The 20,992-nt window shown below is 53.2% G+C and carries 17 protein-coding genes; 15 read left to right on the top strand and 2 right to left on the bottom strand.

The genetic code is table 11. The annotated features are described in order from the left end of the window. Nucleotides 1-343: 343 nt before the first annotated feature. Nucleotides 344-1,483 (bottom strand): tRNA epoxyqueuosine(34) reductase QueG, encoded by a 1,140-nt coding sequence (queG, locus tag GF617_RS19610; RefSeq protein WP_203452310.1) that lies wholly within the window; start codon nucleotides 1,481-1,483, stop codon nucleotides 344-346. Between queG and nnr the strand changes: the two genes are divergently transcribed. The 15 genes from nnr to GF617_RS19535 all read left to right on the top strand — a co-directional run bounded on the left by nnr (nucleotide 1,482) and on the right by GF617_RS19535 (nucleotide 19,003). Next, a complete protein-coding gene (gene nnr / locus GF617_RS19605; protein WP_203452309.1) occupies nucleotides 1,482-3,008 on the top strand; it encodes a bifunctional ADP-dependent NAD(P)H-hydrate dehydratase/NAD(P)H-hydrate epimerase in 1,527 nt (508 codons plus the stop codon). The two genes, queG and nnr, sit on opposite strands and share 2 nt — an antisense overlap. Continuing rightward, entirely contained in the window at nucleotides 3,001-3,462 is a 462-nt protein-coding gene (gene tsaE, locus GF617_RS19600) for a tRNA (adenosine(37)-N6)-threonylcarbamoyltransferase complex ATPase subunit type 1 TsaE (protein ID WP_181621951.1), read from the top strand. Before nnr ends, tsaE begins: the two co-directional genes overlap by 8 nt. A gap of 16 nt (nucleotides 3,463-3,478) precedes the next feature. Further along, nucleotides 3,479-4,804: an N-acetylmuramoyl-L-alanine amidase AmiB gene (amiB, locus tag GF617_RS19595; RefSeq protein ID WP_203452308.1), complete on the top strand. Its 1,326-nt coding sequence runs from the start codon at nucleotides 3,479-3,481 to the stop codon at nucleotides 4,802-4,804. Between the two features lie 9 nt (nucleotides 4,805-4,813). Further along, the gene (gene mutL / locus GF617_RS19590) at nucleotides 4,814-6,658 is read left to right on the top strand and encodes a DNA mismatch repair endonuclease MutL (RefSeq protein ID WP_203452307.1); all 1,845 of its coding nucleotides are present in this window, start codon (nucleotides 4,814-4,816) and stop codon (nucleotides 6,656-6,658) included. Further along, complete coding sequence (gene miaA / locus GF617_RS19585) at nucleotides 6,651-7,601, top strand: tRNA (adenosine(37)-N6)-dimethylallyltransferase MiaA (RefSeq protein WP_181621954.1); 951 nt, start codon at nucleotides 6,651-6,653, stop codon at nucleotides 7,599-7,601. The genes mutL and miaA overlap by 8 nt, the downstream gene beginning before the upstream one ends. An 85-nt stretch (nucleotides 7,602-7,686) precedes the next feature. Then, the gene (gene hfq, locus GF617_RS19580; protein WP_181621955.1) at nucleotides 7,687-7,998 is read left to right on the top strand and encodes an RNA chaperone Hfq; all 312 of its coding nucleotides are present in this window, start codon (nucleotides 7,687-7,689) and stop codon (nucleotides 7,996-7,998) included. 74 nt (nucleotides 7,999-8,072) lie between these two features. Further along, nucleotides 8,073-9,353 carry a ribosome rescue GTPase HflX gene (gene hflX, locus GF617_RS19575; protein ID WP_181621956.1) on the top strand — a complete coding sequence of 427 codons (1,281 nt, stop codon included), beginning with the start codon at nucleotides 8,073-8,075 and terminating at the stop codon, nucleotides 9,351-9,353. A gap of 57 nt (nucleotides 9,354-9,410) precedes the next feature. Beyond that, a complete protein-coding gene (gene hflK, locus GF617_RS19570; protein ID WP_203452306.1) occupies nucleotides 9,411-10,676 on the top strand; it encodes an FtsH protease activity modulator HflK in 1,266 nt (421 codons plus the stop codon). 2 nt (nucleotides 10,677-10,678) lie between these two features. After that, entirely contained in the window at nucleotides 10,679-11,683 is a 1,005-nt protein-coding gene (hflC, locus tag GF617_RS19565) for a protease modulator HflC (protein WP_203452305.1), read from the top strand. 71 nt (nucleotides 11,684-11,754) lie between these two features. Continuing rightward, nucleotides 11,755-11,952 (top strand): DUF2065 domain-containing protein, encoded by a 198-nt coding sequence (locus tag GF617_RS19560; RefSeq protein WP_181621959.1) that lies wholly within the window; start codon nucleotides 11,755-11,757, stop codon nucleotides 11,950-11,952. A gap of 103 nt (nucleotides 11,953-12,055) precedes the next feature. Next, on the top strand, nucleotides 12,056-13,354 hold the full coding sequence (locus GF617_RS19555) for an adenylosuccinate synthase (RefSeq protein ID WP_181621960.1): 1,299 nt from the start codon (nucleotides 12,056-12,058) through the stop codon (nucleotides 13,352-13,354). Between the two features lie 191 nt (nucleotides 13,355-13,545). Beyond that, complete coding sequence (gene nsrR, locus GF617_RS19550; RefSeq protein ID WP_181621961.1) at nucleotides 13,546-13,971, top strand: nitric oxide-sensing transcriptional repressor NsrR; 426 nt, start codon at nucleotides 13,546-13,548, stop codon at nucleotides 13,969-13,971. Between the two features lie 38 nt (nucleotides 13,972-14,009). Continuing rightward, nucleotides 14,010-16,451, top strand: a complete 2,442-nt coding sequence (gene rnr, locus GF617_RS19545) for a ribonuclease R (protein WP_203452304.1) — start codon at nucleotides 14,010-14,012, stop codon at nucleotides 16,449-16,451. A gap of 67 nt (nucleotides 16,452-16,518) precedes the next feature. After that, a complete protein-coding gene (gene rlmB, locus GF617_RS19540; RefSeq protein WP_181621963.1) occupies nucleotides 16,519-17,250 on the top strand; it encodes a 23S rRNA (guanosine(2251)-2'-O)-methyltransferase RlmB in 732 nt (243 codons plus the stop codon). Between the two features lie 130 nt (nucleotides 17,251-17,380). Then, nucleotides 17,381-19,003 carry an isovaleryl-CoA dehydrogenase gene (locus GF617_RS19535; protein WP_203452303.1) on the top strand — a complete coding sequence of 541 codons (1,623 nt, stop codon included), beginning with the start codon at nucleotides 17,381-17,383 and terminating at the stop codon, nucleotides 19,001-19,003. Here the strand turns inward: GF617_RS19535 and GF617_RS19530 are convergent, their stop codons facing one another. Next, complete coding sequence (locus GF617_RS19530) at nucleotides 19,004-20,935, bottom strand: methyl-accepting chemotaxis protein (RefSeq protein ID WP_181621965.1); 1,932 nt, start codon at nucleotides 20,933-20,935, stop codon at nucleotides 19,004-19,006. Nucleotides 20,936-20,992: the final 57 nt, after the last annotated feature.

Raw genomic sequence — 20,992 nt, 5'->3', positions numbered from 1 at the left:
GGAATAGCTCAGTTGGTAGAGCACGACCTTGCCAAGGTCGGGGTCGCGAGTTCGAGTCTCGTTTCCCGCTCCAAATTCTTCTTCACTCTCCAGATATCCACAGCGAATTTCTTCGTTGGGGACATTTTCTATTGTGTTTGAAATACTCTTGTAAACAGAGTTATCCACAGAATGGTCACTTTATCGATGAAGAGAAAAACCTTCGCACGGTGAACGGTATCTTGATAACCAGCTGAATTTGTTTAATTAAATTTCATTTAGAAATGTTAAAGAGATCACTTGACCTGTTTGCAAACCCTCATGGTGCTTGAGTTTGTATTTTTATACACAGGCTGTGAATATATCAGGCGTCGCGTGTTAGCCCTTTTTCAATCACTCTCACCAGGCGCTGTTTTTTCGGTAATTGCACCTCTATCACACAGGCATTTCGCTTCTCAATTTGCTGCGCAATCGCCCATTCTATGTGTTCATCGAGAAGTGGGTGCTCACCTCTACGGCTTTCGAGCGCCTGAATATTGGCCTCATTCCAGGCTGCATTACCCAGTGCAACGGCAATATTTCGCAGCCAGCGTAAATGCCCTATCCGGCGGATGGCGGACCCCTCGGTCACTTTAAGGAACCAGGCCTCAGTCCGGGCGAATAACTCGATAAGCGGCGGGGCATGCAGTGCTTTTCGCGGGCTAAAGTCTTCTTCATCTGTGAGCTGTGAGTAGCGGTTCCACGGACAGATTAGCTGGCAGTCATCGCAACCATAGATACGGTTTCCGATGAGTGGGCGAAACTCTTCCGGAATTGCCCCTTCCAGTTCGATGGTGAGATAGGAGATACAGCGGCGAGCATCGACAGTGTAAGGTTCAACGATAGCGCCTGTTGGGCAGATAGTCATACACGCCACGCAGCGCCCGCAGGCTTCTTCTACAGGGCCATCCACCGGCAATGGCAAATCTATTAGCAGTTCGCCCAGAAAGAAGAACGACCCGGCATCACGACTGAGAATAAGTGAGTGCTTACCTGTCCAGCCAAGCCCGGCTTTTTCTGCAATTGGGCGTTCAAGAATAGGCGCAGAGTCTACAAAGGGTCTAAAATTCAGCGAAACACAGTGTTGCTGAATAGTTTCCCCGAGTTTTTTTAACCGATTGCGCAGAAGTTTATGGTAATCACGACCCAGAGCGTAACGGCTGACATAACCCAGGGAAGGATCTTTCAGCGTGCGAGCAAATGCCGCATTGGCAGGCAGATAGTTCATACGCACGCTGATGACGCGTAATGTACCCGGTAAAAGCTCGTGTGGGCGTGCGCGCATCATGCCATGACGCGCCATCCACTCCATCTCGCCGTGGTATTGTTTATCCAGCCAGGCCTGAAGTTTAGGCTCGCTGGCGGAGAGGTCGGTATCCGTGATGCCCACTTTCTGAAAGCCAAGCTCAGCGCCCCACTGTTTGATGTTTTGCGCTAATTGATTGAGATCGAGGGGCTGTGACATGACGGACCATACAGTGAAGAAAAACCCCGCAAGTATACCACATTCCATCTGGCATGCGGATGACCTCCGCCGCGCTGAAAAAGCGGCGGCAGACAGTCTCGGTATAACCTTATATGAGCTGATGCAGCGAGCGGGTGAGGCCGCATTCACTCTTACCCGTAATACCTGGCCGCAATCAGCACACTGGCTAATTTTGTGCGGACACGGTAATAACGGCGGCGACGGTTATGTCGTCGCGCGTCTGGCCGTTGCCGCCGGTATTTGCGTCACCCTTCTGGCGCAGGAAAGCGATAAACCGCTGCCAGAAGAGGCCAGTACGGCACGCAAAGCCTGGCTCAATGCGGGTGGGGTGATTCATGCGTCAGATTGCCTATGGCCCGATGATATTGATGTGATTGTCGATGGCCTGCTGGGAACTGGGCTACGTAGTGCTCCACAGGACAACATTGCCGCGCTGATTGAGCGTGCTAATACACATGCCGCGCCTGTTGTTGCTCTGGATATCCCTTCCGGGTTAATCGCGCAAACCGGCGCAACACCGGGGGCGGTGATCCATGCGACGCTTACCATTACCTTTATTGCACTTAAACCAGGTCTACTAACGGGTAAAGCGCGGGATGTCATCGGGGTATTGCATCACAACGCCCTCGGGCTGGAAAGCTGGCTCGCCGGACAGGAAACAAACCTTTCTCGTTTTGATGCTTCGCAGCTTGCACAGTGGCTTACGCCACGCCGCCCGACATCGCACAAAGGCGAGCACGGAAAGCTGGTGATTATCGGTGGCGATCATGGAACGGCTGGGGCGATTCGCATGGCGGGCGAAGCGGCAGTGCGCTGCGGGGCTGGATTAGTACGAGTGCTCACTCGCCTTGAAAATATCGGTCCAATTGTTACCGCCAGGCCGGAATTAATGGTGCATGAGCTGACGCCGCAATCCCTTGATGACAGCCTCGAATGGGCGGATATGGTAGTGATAGGCCCTGGTCTTGGGCAAGCAGCATGGGGCAAAAATGCGCTTCGCAAAGTCGAGAATAGTCGTAAACCGATGCTGTGGGATGCCGATGCGCTGAACCTTCTGGCAATCAATCCTGATAAGCGTCACAATCGCATCCTGACACCTCACCCCGGCGAGGCCGCGCGTTTGCTCAATTGTAGCGTTGCAGAAATTGAGAGCGATCGCTTACTTTCCGCACAACGTCTGGTAAAACGTTACGGAGGTGTTGCTGTTCTGAAAGGGGCAGGTACAGTCGTCGCCTGTGAATCGGGCGCGATGGGGATTATTGATGCCGGTAATGCGGGAATGGCCAGTGGCGGAATGGGCGATGTGCTCTCCGGTATTATTGGTGCGTTGCCTGGGCAGAAATTTACCCTTTATGATGCAGCCTGTGCGGGCTGCGTGGCCCACGGCGCGGCAGCGGACATGCTTGCCGCACAGTATGGAACACGCGGCATGCTGGCCACCGATCTTTTTTGCACGCTAAGGCGTGTTGTTAACCCGGATGTGATTGACGTAGAAAATGACTAATCGAGCGATTCCTTTACCTGACGAACAAGCGACTTTAGATCTTGGCAAGCGTGTGGCGTTGGCCTGCCAGGGCGCAACCGTCATTTATCTGTACGGTGATTTAGGCGCAGGTAAAACGACCTTCAGCCGTGGTTTTTTGCAAGCATTAGGCCATGACGGGAACGTGAAAAGCCCGACCTATACGCTGGTAGAGCCGTATACGCTTGAAAATGTCATGGTCTACCACTTCGATCTTTACCGTCTTGCGGACCCCGAGGAGCTGGAATTTATGGGGATCCGTGATTATTTTGCCAACGATGCCATTTGCCTGGTGGAGTGGCCGCAACAAGGTGCGGGTGTCTTACCTGACCCGGATGTCGAAATTCACTTAGATTACCAGGCGCAAGGGCGTGAGGCACACATCAGTGCTGTTTCCTCATCAGGTAATGCCTTACTGGCCCGTTTGGCCGGTTAAGCTAAGGGATGACGGGATGATTAATCGCGTTAAAGGTTGGTTGTTGGCTGCAACGACACTGCTGTGCGCGCAGGCCGGAGCGGCAAATCTGTCGGATATTCAGGTGTCGAACGGGGATAACCAGGCCCGTATTACGTTCAGTTTTATGGGCGACCCTGAATATACTTTCTCACCGCTTGATAATCGCAGTGTCGCTCTGGACATAAAACAGACGGGTGTCATTCAGGGGCTTCCGCTGCAATTTAGCGGCAATAACCTGGTGAAGAGTATCCGCTCCGGTACGCCTAAAGACAGCCAGTCGTTACGACTGGTGGTCGATTTAACCCAGAAGGGCAAAACTCAGGCGATGAAGCAGCAAAACGGCGCAAATTATACCGTTGTCTTTACGATTAATGCGGATGTCCCGCCGCCTCCGCCCGTAGTGGCTAAGCGCGTAGAAACACCGGTATATACACCGCGTCCGTCTGAGCCTGCACGCAACCCGTTTAAATCAAGCAATGACCGTATCACCAGCGTAACCAGTAGTAATACGGCGACACGTCCTGCCGCCAGTGCGCGCATAGCCAGTGGCGATAAAGTCATTATTGCGATTGATGCCGGACACGGCGGGCAAGACCCGGGTGCAATTGGACCGGGAGGGACTCGCGAGAAAAATGTCACTATTTCGATCGCCCGTAAGCTGCGCGCATTATTGAATGACGACCCGATGTTTAAAGGTGTAATGACCCGTGACGGTGATTACTTTATTTCGGTGATGGGGCGTTCGGATGTCGCGCGTAAGCAAAATGCCAACTTCCTGGTGTCAATTCATGCTGATGCCGCGCCGAACCGTGATGCGACAGGGGCGTCTGTCTGGGTGCTTTCTAACCGTCGCGCCAACAGTGAAATGGCTGGCTGGCTTGAACAACACGAGAAGCAGTCAGAACTGTTAGGTGGTGCAGGCGATGTACTGGCAAACAGCCAGTCTGACCCTTACCTCAGCCAGGCGGTACTGGATTTACAATTCGGTCATTCCCAGCGTGTCGGGTATGATGTCGCCACTAACGTCTTGAACCAACTGCAAAGTGTGGGTGCGCTGCATAAGCGTCGTCCTGAACATGCAAGCCTGGGCGTTTTGCGCTCGCCGGATATTCCGTCAATCCTGGTAGAAACAGGCTTTATCAGCAATAACGGTGAAGAGCGTTTGCTGTCGAGCGATAGCTATCAACAGCAAATTGCCAACGCGATTTATAACGGTCTTCGTCACTATTTTGAGGCGCATCCGCTGCAGTCCGCACCGCAAGGTAGTGCAAGTCAGACGGCCAGCGCGGCTCTGCCTGGCGAGATGACTGCGACAAACTAAGGGGAATTCATGCCGATTCAGGTTCTGCCGCCGCAGCTCGCGAACCAAATCGCCGCCGGTGAGGTGGTGGAACGCCCTGCATCGGTGGTGAAGGAGCTGGTAGAGAACAGCCTCGATGCGGGGGCAACTCGCATCGATATTGATATCGAACGTGGTGGCGCAAAGCTGATTCGCATTCGGGATAACGGTTGTGGCATCAAAAAAGACGAGCTGGCGCTGGCGCTTGCACGTCATGCCACCAGTAAAATTGCCTCCCTGGACGATCTGGAAGCGATTATTAGCCTTGGTTTTCGCGGCGAAGCGCTGGCCAGTATCAGTTCAGTTTCACGCTTGACCCTCACTTCCCGTACCGCTGAGCAACAAGAAGCATGGCAAGCCTACGCCGAAGGGCGTGATATGGACGTGACGGTGAAACCCGCCGCTCATCCTGTGGGGACCACGCTGGAAGTATTAGATCTGTTTTACAACACGCCAGCCCGACGCAAGTTTATGCGTACCGAAAAGACCGAGTTTGGGCATATCGACGAAATTATTCGACGTATCGCGCTGGCGCGTTTCGATGTGGCCATCAATCTGAGTCATAACGGTAAGATAATACGCCAGTACCGCGCAGTGGCCGAAGGTGGACAGAAAGAGCGTCGGTTAGGGGCTATCTGCGGAACCGCGTTTCTTGAGCAGGCGCTGGCGATTGAGTGGCAGCATGGCGATCTTGCGATGCGTGGATGGGTGGCCGATCCGAATGTGAGCAGTTCTGCTTTCGCTGAGATCCAGTATTGCTATGTAAATGGCCGCATGATGCGCGACCGGCTGATTAATCACGCTATTCGTCAGGCCTGCGAAGATAAGCTGGGGGCCGATCAGCAACCCGCCTTTGTCCTGTACCTGGAAATCGATCCGCATCAGGTCGATGTGAATGTGCATCCTGCCAAGCATGAAGTTCGCTTCCATCAGTCTCGTCTGGTGCACGATTTTATCTATCAGGGGGTGCTGAGTGTACTGCAACAGCAGGTGGAGCCTCAGCTTCCAATGGAAAACGAGGCATTAATACCTCGTAGCATCCCGGAAAATCGAGTGGCGGCAGGGCGGAATCATTTTGCAGAACCTGCTGCTGCGCGCGAGCCTGCCGCACCGCGCTTTGCAGCGACGGGAAGCACGCCGCGCCCAACAGGAGCCAGCTACCCTCATGCTCAGCCTGGTTATGAAAAACAGCAGGGTGCGCTTTACCGGAAATTGCTGGATACCCCAGCCGTGGAGCGTAAAGCACACGCAGAGACACCAATGTCTTCACTGGAAGGACATAGTCAGAGCTTTGGTCGGGTATTAACGATTGTTGCACCGGATATAGCGCTGCTCGAGCGAGATAACAAACTGGCATTGTTATCCTTACCGGTGGCTGAACGCTGGCTCAAACAAGCGCAGTTGACGCCCGGGGTTAATGCGGCCTGTGCTCAGCCACTGTTGATCCCGGTTCGCTTGAAAATATCCCCACAAGAAACAGCAGTTTTACAGCGTGCGATGGCATCGCTTACTCAAATGGGTATCGAATGCGTACTGGAAGCACAACATGTGACAATTCGTGCAGTGCCTTTACCCTTACGCCAACAAAATTTACAAAACTTGATTCCTGAACTGATAGGCTACCTGGCGCAGCAAACAACGTTTGATGCCGCGAATACTGCTCAGTGGCTTGCTCGTCATCTGGCGAGTGAACACACCGTGTGGAACATGGCGCAGGCGATTACTGTGCTGGCAGAGGTTGAACGCCTTTGTCCGCATCTGGTCAAAATGCCGCCGGGTGGTTTATTGCAACTTGTTGATTTAAAAACGGCTATGACCGCCCTGAAACATGACTGATGCAAGCAAGGCGAGCCTGCCTAAGGCAATTTTTTTAATGGGGCCTACGGCCTCCGGCAAAACGGCATTAGCCATTGAGTTACGTAAAGTTTTGCCTGTAGAGTTGATTAGCGTTGATTCCGCCCTCATCTATCGAGGGATGGACATTGGTACGGCAAAGCCTGACGCAGAAGAACTGCGTGCTGCGCCGCATCGTTTGCTGGATATTCTCGATCCCGCACAGGCGTATTCGGCTGCTGATTTTCGTCGCGATGCGCTTACGCAGATGGCTGAAATCACTGCGGCAGGCCGTATCCCGTTGTTAGTTGGCGGAACCATGCTTTATTTTAAGGCGCTGTTGGAGGGATTATCGCCTCTGCCATCAGCAGATCCTGACGTTAGAGCGAAGATTGAACAGCAGGCGGCAGAGCAGGGGTGGAGTGCTTTGCATAAGCAACTGGAAGAGATTGATCCGGTTGCGGCAGCCCGGATTCATCCAAATGATCCGCAAAGGCTTTCCCGGGCACTGGAAGTTTTTTTCATTTCGGGTAAAACTTTAACGGAACTGACGCAAACGTCAGGAGACGCTCTGCCGTATCAGGTGCATCAGTTCGCCATCGCCCCGGCGAGCCGTGAACTGCTCCATCAGCGAATTGAGCAGCGTTTTCATCAGATGTTAGCTTCAGATTTTGAAGCAGAAGTGCGGGCGCTTTTTGCCCGTGGAGATTTGCATACGGATATGCCTTCCATTCGTTGTGTGGGATACCGCCAGATGTGGTCGTATCTTGAAGGTGAGATTTCATACGATGAAATGGTTTATCGAGGTGTTTGCGCCACGAGACAGTTAGCGAAGCGCCAGATAACCTGGTTACGCGGTTGGGAGGGAGTTCACTGGTTAGACAGCGAAAAACCACAACAAGCGCTAAACGAAGTCATTCAGGTTATTGGTGATATCGTTCACTGAATGTGTACAATTAAGCCGTATCGTGCGCAATTTTTCAGAATCGCAAGGTTCTAAGTACAAAACAAGCATATAAGGAAAAGATAGAATGGCTAAGGGGCAATCTTTACAAGATCCGTTCCTGAACGCATTGCGTCGGGAACGTGTTCCAGTTTCTATTTATTTGGTGAATGGTATTAAGCTGCAAGGTCAGATTGAGTCTTTCGATCAGTTCGTGATCCTGTTGAAAAACACGGTCAGCCAGATGGTCTATAAGCACGCGATTTCTACTGTTGTTCCGTCTCGCCCAGTATCTCATCACAGCAACAACGCTGGCGGCGGCACAGGTAGTAACTACCATCATGGCAGCAACGCGCAGGGTTCTTCTGCGCCGCAGCAGGACAGCGAAGATACCGAATAAGGTTATTGGCTGTTTTCCACACGGGGAGCCAGGGATCCTGCGTTCCCCGCTAATCTATCTTGAGGGTTTTACGCTTGTTTGACCGTTATGATGCCGGTGAGCAGGCGGTGCTGGTACACATCTATTTTTCGCAAGACAAAGATATGGAAGACCTCCAGGAGTTTGAAGCTCTGGTCTCTTCCGCCGGCGTCGAAGCAATGCAGGTGATTACCGGTAGCCGTAAAGCGCCGCACCCAAAGTATTTTGTTGGTGAAGGTAAAGCAGTAGAAATTGCGGATGCCGTAAAAGCAACTGGCGCGTCAGTCGTGTTGTTTGATCATGCGCTGTCTCCAGCCCAGGAGCGCAACCTGGAAGCCCTTTGCGAATGCCGTGTTATCGATCGCACGGGACTGATTTTAGATATTTTTGCTCAACGTGCGCGTACCCACGAAGGGAAGTTGCAAGTTGAGCTGGCGCAGTTGCGCCATCTGGCAACGCGACTTGTGCGTGGCTGGACCCACCTTGAAAGACAAAAAGGCGGGATTGGTTTGCGTGGCCCGGGTGAAACCCAGCTCGAAACCGACCGTCGATTACTGCGTGGTCGTATTACCCAGATCCTGTCACGTCTGGAAAGAGTTGAGAAACAGCGTGAGCAGGGACGTCGTTCGCGAACGAAAGCCGACATCCCAACGGTGTCGCTGGTGGGCTATACCAACGCCGGTAAATCCACCCTGTTTAACCAGATTACCGAGGCCCAGGTTTATGCCGCAGACCAGTTGTTTGCGACTCTGGATCCAACATTGCGCCGCATCGATGTCGCGGATGTCGGTGAAACTGTGCTAGCAGATACCGTAGGGTTTATCCGTCATCTCCCGCACGATTTGGTCGCAGCGTTTAAAGCGACATTGCAAGAGACGCGACAGGCAACGCTGTTGCTGCATGTGATTGATGCTGCAGACGTGCGGGTGCAGGAAAATATCGATGCGGTGAATGTCGTGCTCGAAGAGATCGACGCGGATGAGATCCCAACGCTGTTGGTGATGAATAAGATCGATATGCTGGATGATTTTGAGCCGCGTATCGATCGAGATGAAGAGAACAAACCAATTCGGGTCTGGCTTTCAGCTCAGACCGGAGTTGGCGTGCCACTGCTTTTCCAGGCTTTGACAGAACGTCTTTCCGGTGAGGTAGCCCAGCACACGCTGCGATTGCCGCCACAGGAAGGTAGGCTGCGCAGCCGGTTTTATCAGCTTCAGGCGATAGAAAAAGAGTGGATGGAGGATGACGGCAGCGTGGGGATGCAGGTGCGTATGCCGATCGTTGACTGGCGTCGCCTCTGTAAACAAGAACCTGCGCTGGTCGACTATATCGTCTGATCAGAAAGGGGATGCCTGAAATAATTCGCCCTTGCATAACAAATATGGAGCATATACATGGCGTGGAATCAGCCCGGTAATAACGGACAAGACCGCGACCCGTGGGGAAGCAGCAATAATCAAGGCGGCAACTCTGGGGGAAATGGCAACAAAGGTGGTCGCGAGCAGGGGCCGCCGGATCTGGATGATATCTTCCGCAAACTCAGCAAAAAGCTGGGTGGTCTTGGCGGGGGGAAAGGTTCTGGCTCGGGTGGCAACACCACTCAGGGACCTCGCCCACACATGGGTGGCCGCGTAGTAGGCATTGTTGCTGCTGCTGTGGTGATCATCTGGGCTGCCAGCGGATTCTACACCATTAAAGAAGCAGAGCGCGGCGTAGTCACCCGTTTCGGCAAGTTCAGCCATCTGGTTGAACCGGGCCTGAACTGGAAGCCAACGTTCATTGACGACGTGACCGCGGTTAACGTGGAGTCCGTGCGTGAACTGGCCGCGTCTGGCGTGATGTTGACGTCCGACGAAAACGTCGTGCGCGTTGAGATGAACGTACAGTACCGCGTGACCGATCCTGAACGTTATCTGTTTAGCGTGACCAGTGCGGATGACAGCCTACGTCAGGCAACTGATAGCGCCCTGCGTGGTGTTATCGGTAAATACACCATGGACCGTATCCTGACGGAAGGTCGTACCGTTATTCGTAGCGATACCCAGCGTGAGCTGGAAGAGACCATTCGCCCGTACAACATGGGTATCACCCTGCTGGACGTTAACTTCCAGGCTGCTCGTCCGCCGGAAGAGGTGAAAGCGGCGTTTGATGATGCGATTGCTGCACGTGAAAACGAACAGCAGTACATCCGTGAAGCGGAGGCCTACACCAACGAAGTGCAGCCGCGTGCTAACGGTCAGGCGCAGCGTATTCTTGAAGAGGCGCGTGCATACAAGACTCAGACCATCCTGGAAGCTCAGGGTGAAGTGGCTCGTTTCGCGAAGATCCTGCCTGAATATAAAGCGGCTCCGGAAATTACCCGTGAACGTCTGTATATCGAGACCATGGAAAAAGTGCTGAGCCATACGCGTAAAGTACTGGTTAACGACAGCAAAGGTGGAAACCTGATGGTGTTGCCGTTGGATCAGATGCTGAAAGGCGGTTCTGCGCCTGCGGCGAAGTCGTCAGACACCAGCGGTGCTAATAACCTGCTGCGTCTGCCGCCAGCCTCATCAGGCAGCTCCAGTGCGGCCACAACGCCTTCTTCGAACGATGGTGACATCATGGACCAACGCCGTGCTAACGCGCAGCGTAACGACTACCAGCGTCAGGGGGAATAAGGATGCGTAAGTCAGTTATTGCGATCATCATCATCGTACTGGTCGTGCTTTATACCTCTATTTTCGTTGTGAAAGAGGGTGAACGTGGGATTAAGTTCCAGTTCAGCAGCGTCGTCCGTGATGGCGACAAGCGTCCGGTGATTTATGAGCCGGGTCTGCACTTCAAGGTGCCTTTCATTCAATCTGTGAAAACGCTCGATGCGCGTATCCAGACCATGGATAACCAGGCCGATCGTTTCGTGACCAAAGAGAAGAAAGACCTGATCGTTGACTCCTATATTAAATGGCGCATCAGTGATTTCAGCCGTTACTTCCTGGCGACAGGCGGTGGCGATGTTTCTCAGGCAGAAGTGCTGTTGAAACGTAAGTTCTCTGACCGTCTGCGTTCTGAGATTGGTCGCCTGGATGTGAAAGACATCGTCACCGACTCCCGTGGTCGTCTGACGCTGGAAGTGCGTGATGCGCTGAACTCCGGTACAGCGGGCACGGAAGACGAAGTCACTACCCCGGCCGCGGATGACGCGATTGCCAAAGCTGCAGAACGTGTTCAGGCTGAAACCAACGGCAAAGTGCCGGTGATCAACCCGAACAGTATGGCTGCACTGGGTATCGAAGTGGTTGACGTGCGCATCAAGCAAATCAACCTGCCTGCTGAAGTGTCTGAGGCGATTTACAACCGTATGCGCGCTGAGCGTGAAGCGGTAGCCCGTCGTCACCGTTCACAGGGTCAGGAAGAGGCTGAGAAGCTGCGCGCTGCCGCGGACTACGAAGTGACTAAGACACTTGCTGAGTCTGAACGTCAGGGTCGTATCCTGCGCGGTGAAGGTGATGCCGAAGCGGCGAAACTGTTCGCTGATGCCTTCAGCCAGGATCCAGACTTCTATGCCTTTATCCGTAGCCTGCGTGCTTACGAGAATAGCTTCCAGAGCAACCAGGATGTGATGGTGCTCAGCCCGGATAGCGATTTCTTCCGTTATATGAAGACGCCAGCTAACGCGACGCGATAAACTCAGGCTCGTTTGAGTATTCAAACCACCGCTCCTCACGGCGCGGTGGTTTTCTTTTATGAGGGATAAAAATGAATTCAACCATTATCCTGGCGCTTGCGTTAGTGCTGGTGCTCGAAGGACTCGGTCCGATGCTTTATCCGCGTGCCTGGCGTCGAATGATCGCTACCATGAGCCAACTCCCGGATAATATTTTACGTCGTTTTGGCGGCGGTCTTGTGGTTGCAGGTATTGTTATCTACTACATGTTGAGGAAAACGATTGGCTGATCAAAAAGTGGTCTGATTTGCCTCATTTAGCGGTCAAAAAGTGCTGTATATCTGAAAAAGCGATGGTAGAATCCATTTTTAAGCAAACGGTGATTTTGACAAAATGGGTAACAACGTCGTCGTACTGGGCACCCAATGGGGTGACGAAGGTAAAGGGAAGATTGTTGATCTTCTGACTGAACGGGCTAAATATGTTGTACGCTACCAGGGCGGTCACAACGCAGGCCATACTCTCGTAATCAACGGTGAAAAAACCGTCCTCCATCTTATTCCATCAGGCATTCTTCGTGATAACGTCACCAGCATTATCGGTAACGGCGTTGTGTTGTCTCCTGCTGCGCTGATGAAAGAGATGAAAGGTCTGGAAGACCGTGGTATCCCGGTTCGTGAGCGTCTGCTGCTCTCTGAAGCCTGCCCGCTGATTCTTGACTACCACGTTGCGCTGGATGTTGCGCGCGAAAAAGCACGTGGTGCGAAAGCCATTGGGACCACCGGTCGTGGTATCGGCCCGGCTTACGAAGATAAAGTCGCTCGTCGCGGTCTGCGCGTTGGCGACCTGTTCGACAAAGCCACCTTCGCTGACAAACTGAAAGAAGTGATGGAATATCACAACTTCCAGTTGGTGAATTTCTACAAAGCTGACGCGGTTGACTACCAGAAAGTGCTGGATGATGTCATGGCGATTGCAGACATCCTGACCGCGATGGTTGTTGATGTGTCCGATCTGCTGGACCAGGCGCGTAAACGTGGCGATTTCGTCATGTTTGAAGGTGCGCAGGGTACGCTGCTGGATATCGACCACGGTACTTATCCGTACGTAACCTCCTCAAACACCACCGCAGGTGGCGTGGCTACAGGTTCTGGTCTGGGTCCACGTTATGTGGATTACGTTCTGGGTATCATCAAAGCTTACTCCACTCGCGTGGGTGCTGGTCCATTCCCGACCGAGCTGTTTGATGAAACCGGTGAGTTCCTGTGCAAGCAGGGTAACGAGTTTGGCGCAACGACTGGTCGTCGTCGTCGTACTGGCTGGCTGGATGCGGTTGCTGTACGTCGTGCGGTACAGATCAACTCCTTGTCAGGCTTCTGTCTGACCAAGCTGGACGTCCTGGACGGCCTGAAAGAAGTGAAAATCTGTGTTGCCTACCGTATGCCAGATGGCCGCGAAGTGACGACCACTCCGCTGGCGGCTGACGACTGGGAAGGCATTGAGCCGATCTACGAAACCATGCCGGGCTGGTCCGAAACCACCTTTGGTGTGAAAGAACGTAGCGGTCTGCCGAAAGCAGCACTGGACTACATTAAGCGTATTGAAGAACTGACCGAAGTGCCGATTGATATTATTTCTACCGGTCCGGACCGCACTGAAACGATGATTCTGCGCGATCCGTTCGACGCGTAATTTTCGTGATTGCTGGCCTGCGGGGAAACCCGTAGGTCAGATAAGCGTGGCGCCATCCGGCCCGCGCCCTCTGATTCCCGCTTTTTGACCCCGTCTGTCAAATAAATTAGCCGCTAACTATCTGGCTGGTTTATCATCATTAATGAATATCTCTGCGGTTTTGCCGCGTTTTCCCTTTTCCTGAGGTTGATGTGCAGTTAACGAGTTTCACCGATTACGGCTTACGAGCGCTGATTTACATGGCGTCGTTACCCGATGGACAAATGACCAGTATCTCTGAGGTGACAGAGGTCTACGGTGTGTCCCGTAATCATATGGTCAAAATAATCAATCAACTTAGTCGTGCCGGATACGTGGCTGCCGTCCGCGGGAAGAATGGAGGGATTCGCCTCGGTAAGCCGGCGAAGAGTATTCGTGTTGGGGATGTGGTGCGTGAGCTGGAGCCGTTGTCTCTGGTGAACTGCAGCAGTGAATTCTGCCATATTACCCCCGCTTGTCGCCTGAAACAGGCGCTTTCTAAGGCTGTGCAAAGTTTTCTCAAGGAACTGGATAACTATACGCTGGCCGATTTGGTTGAAGAGAATCAACCGCTGTATAAATTATTGCTGGTGGAATGAAGAAAATTTCCACCGGAGCTGACAACGGAGGAACCGATATGTCACATGATCCTTTCCAGGAACGCGAAGCAGAAAAGTACGCGAATCCTATCCCAAGCCGCGAGTTCATCATTGAACATTTAACAAAACGCGAAAAGCCTGCTAATCGTGAAGAACTTGCTGTTGAATTACATATTGAAGGTGAAGAGCAAATTGAAGCTCTTCGCCGCCGCCTGCGCGCCATGGAGCGTGACGGTCAATTGGTCTTTACCCGCCGCCAGTGCTATGCATTGCCAGAACGCCTTGATCTCCTTAAAGGTATGGTTATTGGCCATCGCGATGGCTATGGATTCTTGCGCGTCGAAGGTCGTAAGGACGATCTGTATCTGTCGTCTGAACAAATGAAAATGTGTATTCATGGCGATCAGATCCTCGCGCAACCTTTGGGAGCAGATCGTAAAGGCCGCCGTGAGGCACGCGTTGTACGTGTCCTGGTCCCGAAAACCAGTCAAATTGTAGGCCGCTACTTTACCGAGGCGGGCGTGGGCTTTGTTGTTCCGGACGATAGCCGTCTGAGCTTCGACATTCTCATCCCACCGGAAGAGATAATGGGTGCGCGCATGGGGTTTGTGGTGGTGGTTGAACTCACCCAACGTCCAACGCGCCGTACTAAAGCGGTAGGGAAAATCGTCGAAGTTCTGGGCGATAACATGGGGACAGGCATGGCCGTTGATATGGCGCTGCGTACTCATGAAATCCCTTACGTCTGGCCAAAAGCGGTTGAAGAGCAGATTGAAGGCCTGAAAGAGGTTGTCCCGGAAGAATCCAAAGTGGGGCGTGTGGATCTGCGAGACCTGCCGCTGGTGACGATCGATGGTGAAGATGCCCGTGACTTTGATGACGCAGTCTATTGCGAGAAGAAACGCGGTGGTGGCTGGCGTCTGTGGGTTGCGATTGCCGATGTAAGCTATTACGTTCGCACGCATACTCCGCTGGACAATGAGGCCCGCAGCCGCGGCACGTCGGTTTACTTCCCGTCTCAGGTTGTGCCAATGCTGCCAGAGGTGCTCTCCAACGGGCTGTGTTCTCTGAACCCGCAAGTTGACCGTCTCTGTATGGTCTGCGAGATGACTATCTCGACGAAAGGGCGTCTTACCGGTTACAAGTTCTATGAAGCGGTGATGAGCTCCCATGCGCGTCTGACCTATACCAAAGTCTGGCATATGTTGCAGGGCGATCAGGAACTGCGCGAACAGTATGCGCCGTTGGTCAAACACATCGAAGAGCTGCATAACCTCTATAAAACGCTGGATCAGGCGCGCGAAGAGCGCGGTGGGATCTCGTTTGAGAGTGAAGAGGCGAAATTCATCTTCAACGCAGAGCGCCGTATTGAGCGTATTGAGCAGACGCAACGTAACGACGCGCATAAGCTGATTGAAGAGTGCATGATTCTGGCCAACATCTCAGCGGCACGTTTCGTCGAGAGAGCCAAAGAGCCTGCACTGTTCCGTATTCACGATAAACCCTCGACAGAGGCAATCACCGCCTTCCGTTCTGTACTGGCGGAATTGGGGCTGGAATTGCCTGGTGGCAACAAGCCGGAGCCGCGTGATTACGCTGAGTTGCTGGAGTCCATTGGCGATCGTCCTGATGCCGAAATGTTGCAGACCATGTTGCTCCGCTCCATGAAACAGGCGATTTATGACCCAGAAAATCGGGGTCACTTTGGTCTGGCGCTACAGTCTTATGCCCACTTTACTTCGCCGATCCGTCGTTACCCGGATCTTTCTCTGCACCGTGCGATAAAATATCTGTTGGCGCAGGAGCAAGGACACAAAGGGAACAGCACCGAAACTGGCGGTTACCACTATTCGATGGAAGAGATGTTGCAGCTTGGACAGCACTGTTCCATGACCGAACGCCGTGCCGATGAAGCAACGCGTGAGGTATCGGGTTGGCTGAAATGCGACTTTATGCTGGATCAGGTGGGTAACGTCTTTAAAGGCGTGATTGCCAGCGTGACCGGTTTTGGTTTCTTTGTTCGTCTGGATGAGCTGTTTATTGATGGCCTGGTGCATGTCTCCAGCCTGGATAACGACTACTACCGTTTTGATCAGGTTGGTCAGCGACTGATTGGCGAATCTGGTGGCCAAACATATCGTTTGGGCGATCGTGTGGAAGTGAAGGTTGAAGCCGTCAATATGGACGAGCGTAAAATCGATTTTAGCCTGATTTCCAGCGAACGAGCGCCGCGTAACGTCGGTAAAACCGCGCGTGAGAAAGCGAAAAAAGGCGGTAACGGGAACGCGAGCGGGAAACGTCGTCAGACGGGTAAAAAAGTGAATTTCGAGCCTGACAGTGCTTTCCGTGGCGAGAAGAAACAAAAGCCTAAGGCCGCGAAGAAAGAGGCCCGAAAAGCGAAAAAGCCTTCAGCTAAAACGCAGAAAATTGCTGCCGCAACGAAAGCGAAGCGCGCAGCGAAGAAAAATCAGGCGGAGTAACATTCCCCCTCACCCTGACCCTCTCCCCACCGTGGGAGAGGGAACATGTACATTATGAGAACCATCAATGAGTGAAATGATTTACGGCATCCATGCGGTGCAAGCCCTGCTGGAGCGCGCACCGGAGCGTTTTCAGGAAGTGTTTATTCTGAAAGGGCGTGAAGATAAACGTCTGTTGCCGCTGATCCACGCACTGGAAGCTCAGGGCGTCGTGATCCAACTGGCTAATCGCCAGTTCCTGGATGAGAAAAGTGAAGGTGCGGTTCACCAGGGCATCATTGCGCGCGTGAAGCCGGGTCGTCAGTATCAGGAAAATGATCTCCCCGATTTGATCGCTGCACTGGATAATCCCTTCTTCCTGATCCTGGATGGGGTTACCGATCCACACAACCTCGGTGCATGCTTGCGTAGCGCGGACGCTGCCGGTGTTCACGCTGTTATCGTCCCTAAAGATCGTTCTGCACAACTGAATGCAACGGCGAAAAAAGTGGCGTGCGGCGCAGCAGAAAACGTTCCGCTGATCCGCGTGACCAACCTCGCGCGTACTATGCGACAGTTGCAGGAAGAGAACATCTGGATCGTGGGGACGGCGGGTGAAGCTGATCACACTTTGTACCAGAGCAAAATGACTGGCCGTCTGGCGTTGGTCATGGGGGCAGAGGGTGAAGGCATGCGCCGCCTGACCCGTGAACACTGTGATGAGTTGATCAGCATTCCGATGGCGGGCAGTGTCTCATCACTGAACGTCTCTGTTGCAACAGGCATTTGCCTTTTTGAAGCGGTGCGCCAGCGCGGATAACCTTATGTGCCCGGTCAGGTTCAGGTGAGCTACCGGGCATAATTTACCTCACCTTGTGACCTCCCCCTCATGCAACGTCCGCGCTGACTGTCCATACTTACCTTCATTGCCATTGAAGGAGGGACACCACATGCACTGGCACACGCATACCGTTTTCAATCAGCCGACTCCACTCTCTAACAGTAACCTTTTCCTCTCTGACTGCGCCCTACGTGACGCCGTTGGCCGGGAAGGTGCTGAATGGGATACGGATCTTCTCGCCAGTATCGGGCAGCAACTGGGCACAGCTGAATCACTTGAACTGGGTCGTCTGGCCAACGGCAACCCGCCGGAACTTTTGCGTTATAGCGTTACTGGCGAACGACTGGACGACGTGCGTTTTCACCCCGCCTGGCATCTGCTGATGCAGGGCCTCTGTGCCAACCGGGTTCATAATCTGGCGTGGGAGGATCACGCACGCAAAGGCGCATTTGTCGCCAGAGCGGCTCGCTTTATTCTTCATGCTCAGGTGGAGGCGGGTACGCTTTGCCCTGTGACGATGACCTTTGCCGCCACGCCGTTGCTGCAGCAGACATTACCTAAGCCATTTCACGAGTGGTTATCGCCGTTGCTTAGCGACCGCTACGATCCCCATTTTGCGCCCGGCGGGCAAAAGCGCGGGATACTGATTGGCATGGGAATGACCGAAAAACAGGGGGGGTCGGATGTGCTCAGCAACACCACCCGGGCTGAAAAATGCAGTGACGGGAGTTATCGTTTGGTGGGCCACAAGTGGTTTTTCTCTGTGCCACAAAGTGATGCGCACCTGGTGCTCGCGCAGGCAAAAGGAGGATTGTCCTGCTTTTTCGTCCCGCGCTTTTTACCTGATGGGCAACGCAATGCCGTCCGACTTGAGAGGCTGAAAGAGAAACTGGGCAATCGATCTAATGCCAGCAGTGAAGTGGAATTTCTGGATGCGTCAGGCTGGCTGTTGGGAGAAGAAGGTGAAGGTGTCAGACAAATTCTTCGTATGGGCGGGTTAACGCGGTTTGACTGTGCACTTGGCAGTCATGGGCTGATGCGTCGGGCGCTATCAGTCGCGTTGTACCATGCTCATCAGCGGCAGACCTTTGGTAAGAATCTCATCGACCAACCTTTAATGCGGGATGTCTTGAGCCGTATGGCTCTGATGCTGGAAGGACAGACTGCACTGCTATTCCGTCTTGCACGCGCATGGGATCGACGAGATGACGTGGAAGAGGCCGCCTTGGCCAGGCTTTTTACTCCAGCAGCGAAATACAGCGTATGCAAAGCCAGTATTCCGTTTGTGGCGGAAGCGATGGAAGTGTTGGGGGGAATTGGCTACTGCGAAGAGAGCGAGCTCCCAAGGCTTTATCGCGAGATGCCGGTGAACAGTATCTGGGAAGGTTCCGGCAACATTATGTGCCTGGATGTCCTGCGTGTACTGGCGAAACAACCGGGTATTCTCGATCTCCTCACCGACGATTTTGCGCAGGTGAAAGGGCAGGACCGGCATTTTGATCGCAGCTGGCGTCAGTTGCAGCAAAAATTACGCAAGCCACAGGAAGTGCAAGGTCGGGAAATAACGCAGCAACTTTTCCTGTTAGGTACGGGAGGGCAGATGTTACGACATGCCTCACCACCTATGGCGCAGGCGTGGTGTCGTATGATGCTGGATACCCGTGGCGGCTCCCTGATGAGCGAGCAGTTGCAACATGATGTGTTGTTACGTGCCACGGGCAGGGTGGGATAATTAGCTTTTCAGGCGGAACAGGCTCACCAGCTCAGTAAGATGAGAGCCCTTCTCGCGCAGCGTTTGTGCGGTTTGCTCACTGCGTGAGACGCGATCGGCGTTGATATGTGAGGCTTCACCAATGTGTGTCATCGCAAGATTGACCTGACGGATCCCCGCAGACTGCTCATGAGAGGCGTGGTTTATCTCAGTGACCAACTGGTTAATGTTATCGATGTGGACGATGATAGTATCCATTGCCAGCCGTGTTTGCTCTGACAGCGAATGACCCTCGCTGACTTTGTTCAGTGTGTCACTGATAAGTTGTTCTATCTCCTTCACCGCATTGGCGCTGCGTGCTGCCAGCGCACGAACTTCTTGTGCGACGACGGCAAAGCCCTTGCCGTGCTCGCCCGCTCGCGCGGCTTCTACGGCGGCATTGAGTGCCAGAATATTGGTCTGGAATGCAATAGACTCAATCACGCGAGTGATGTCCTCAATGCGTTTTGATGCATCACGAATGTCATCCATAGTCGCGACAGCGTTGCTGACCGTCTTGCCACCCTGATGTATTGCTTGCGAAGTTTCAGACACCAGTTGCTGCGTTTGCTGCATGTTTGCCGCATTTTGCTGCACAGTTGCCGCCAGTTGCTCCATGCTGGCAGATGTCTCTTCCACGCTGCTGGCCTGCTTGTTGATCTGCTCAGAGATCTCTCCGCTATCCGATGCCAGCGCATTGGTCCCCAAATGAATGTCGCCAGCCGCCTCACGAACCTGCAGAACAATCTTTTGCAGACCACCACCGATCCCGTTTATCGCGACAATTAGCTGACCGACTTCATCATGGCGCGTTACAGGCAGGCTGGCGCGGAGATCGCCAGCCGCATATTGACGCGCAAGGTGGATCACATTGCGCAGCGGGTGCGTTAACATGCGGCGGATAATGAGGACAAACAGGCCCGCGAACAGTGCAGACAACACCAAACCGGCCAGCAGGAAGCGATCGCGTAGTTGAGTCACGCTGGCGAGCAGCACCGATTTATCCACTTCACCCACAATGGTCCAGTTCCAGCCCGGCAGCGGTGTGTAGGCCATTTTCAATGTACGGCCGTCCTCACTTTCACGTTCCAGTGTGCCGGGTTTATCACTCAGCAACTGCTGCTGCAGGCTTGCATCCCACTTAGGCAACTGGCCTTCTTCACTGGCGTGGAACAGATACTGACCCCGCGTTTTTCCGTTGCTGCGATCTAATACGAAGAAATGACCGCTTTCTCCCAGGCGACGATTCAGGATTTTCTCGCGCATGACGTTCCAGGAATGGGTGATATCTACCCCGACAAAAATGATCCCAATAACCTGTCCCCCGGAATCTTTGACGGGTTGATACTGGGTTATATAGCGCTTGCCAAACAACAGAGCCAGGCCGCGGTAGACCTCGCCTTTGCTGACGGCGGTGAAAGCCGGGCTGGAGGTGTCCAGTACGGTTCCCATTGCCCGATCGCCACTCTCTTTACGCAGCGATGTCGCCACGCGAATGAAATCATTTCCGCTGCGCACAAACAGCGTAGAGATTGCACCAGTACGGTTCAGGAAGTCATCAGAAAGCGTGTTGTTCTCATGCAGCTCAAGCTCCCCCCCTTTAAGAAGTGGGACATCGAATCCGTTAATGGTGCGTTTCTGACTGGTGTCGACATTCAGTGGCTGGGGCAAAAATGTACTGAACAGACGGGTATAACTTTCGACTTCTTCGCTCAGGCTGGTGTTAAACATCTGAACCATATCAACCATGCCGGTGGATTGGTTATGCAGGTCTTCAACCGCCAGGGCTTCAAGCTGCTGGCTGGTTTTATGGCTGAGGAGGAATGTGAACAGAAGGAACAGCAGCGCGACACTCATGCCCGTCAGCAGCGATAGCTTAGTGCCCAGACCTGCACGGCGGAAAAAATTGATCATAAATTGCTCATTGTTGAAAAGATATGGCTTTTCAACGGCAGAGTAGGGATAACATTT

It is taken from the genome of Lelliottia sp. RWM.1, from assembly GCF_016859735.1.
Taxonomy (GTDB): domain Bacteria; phylum Pseudomonadota; class Gammaproteobacteria; order Enterobacterales; family Enterobacteriaceae; genus Enterobacter.
Note: the sequence above shows the minus strand (reverse complement) of the source record. Positions and strands in the feature narration are given on the sequence as shown.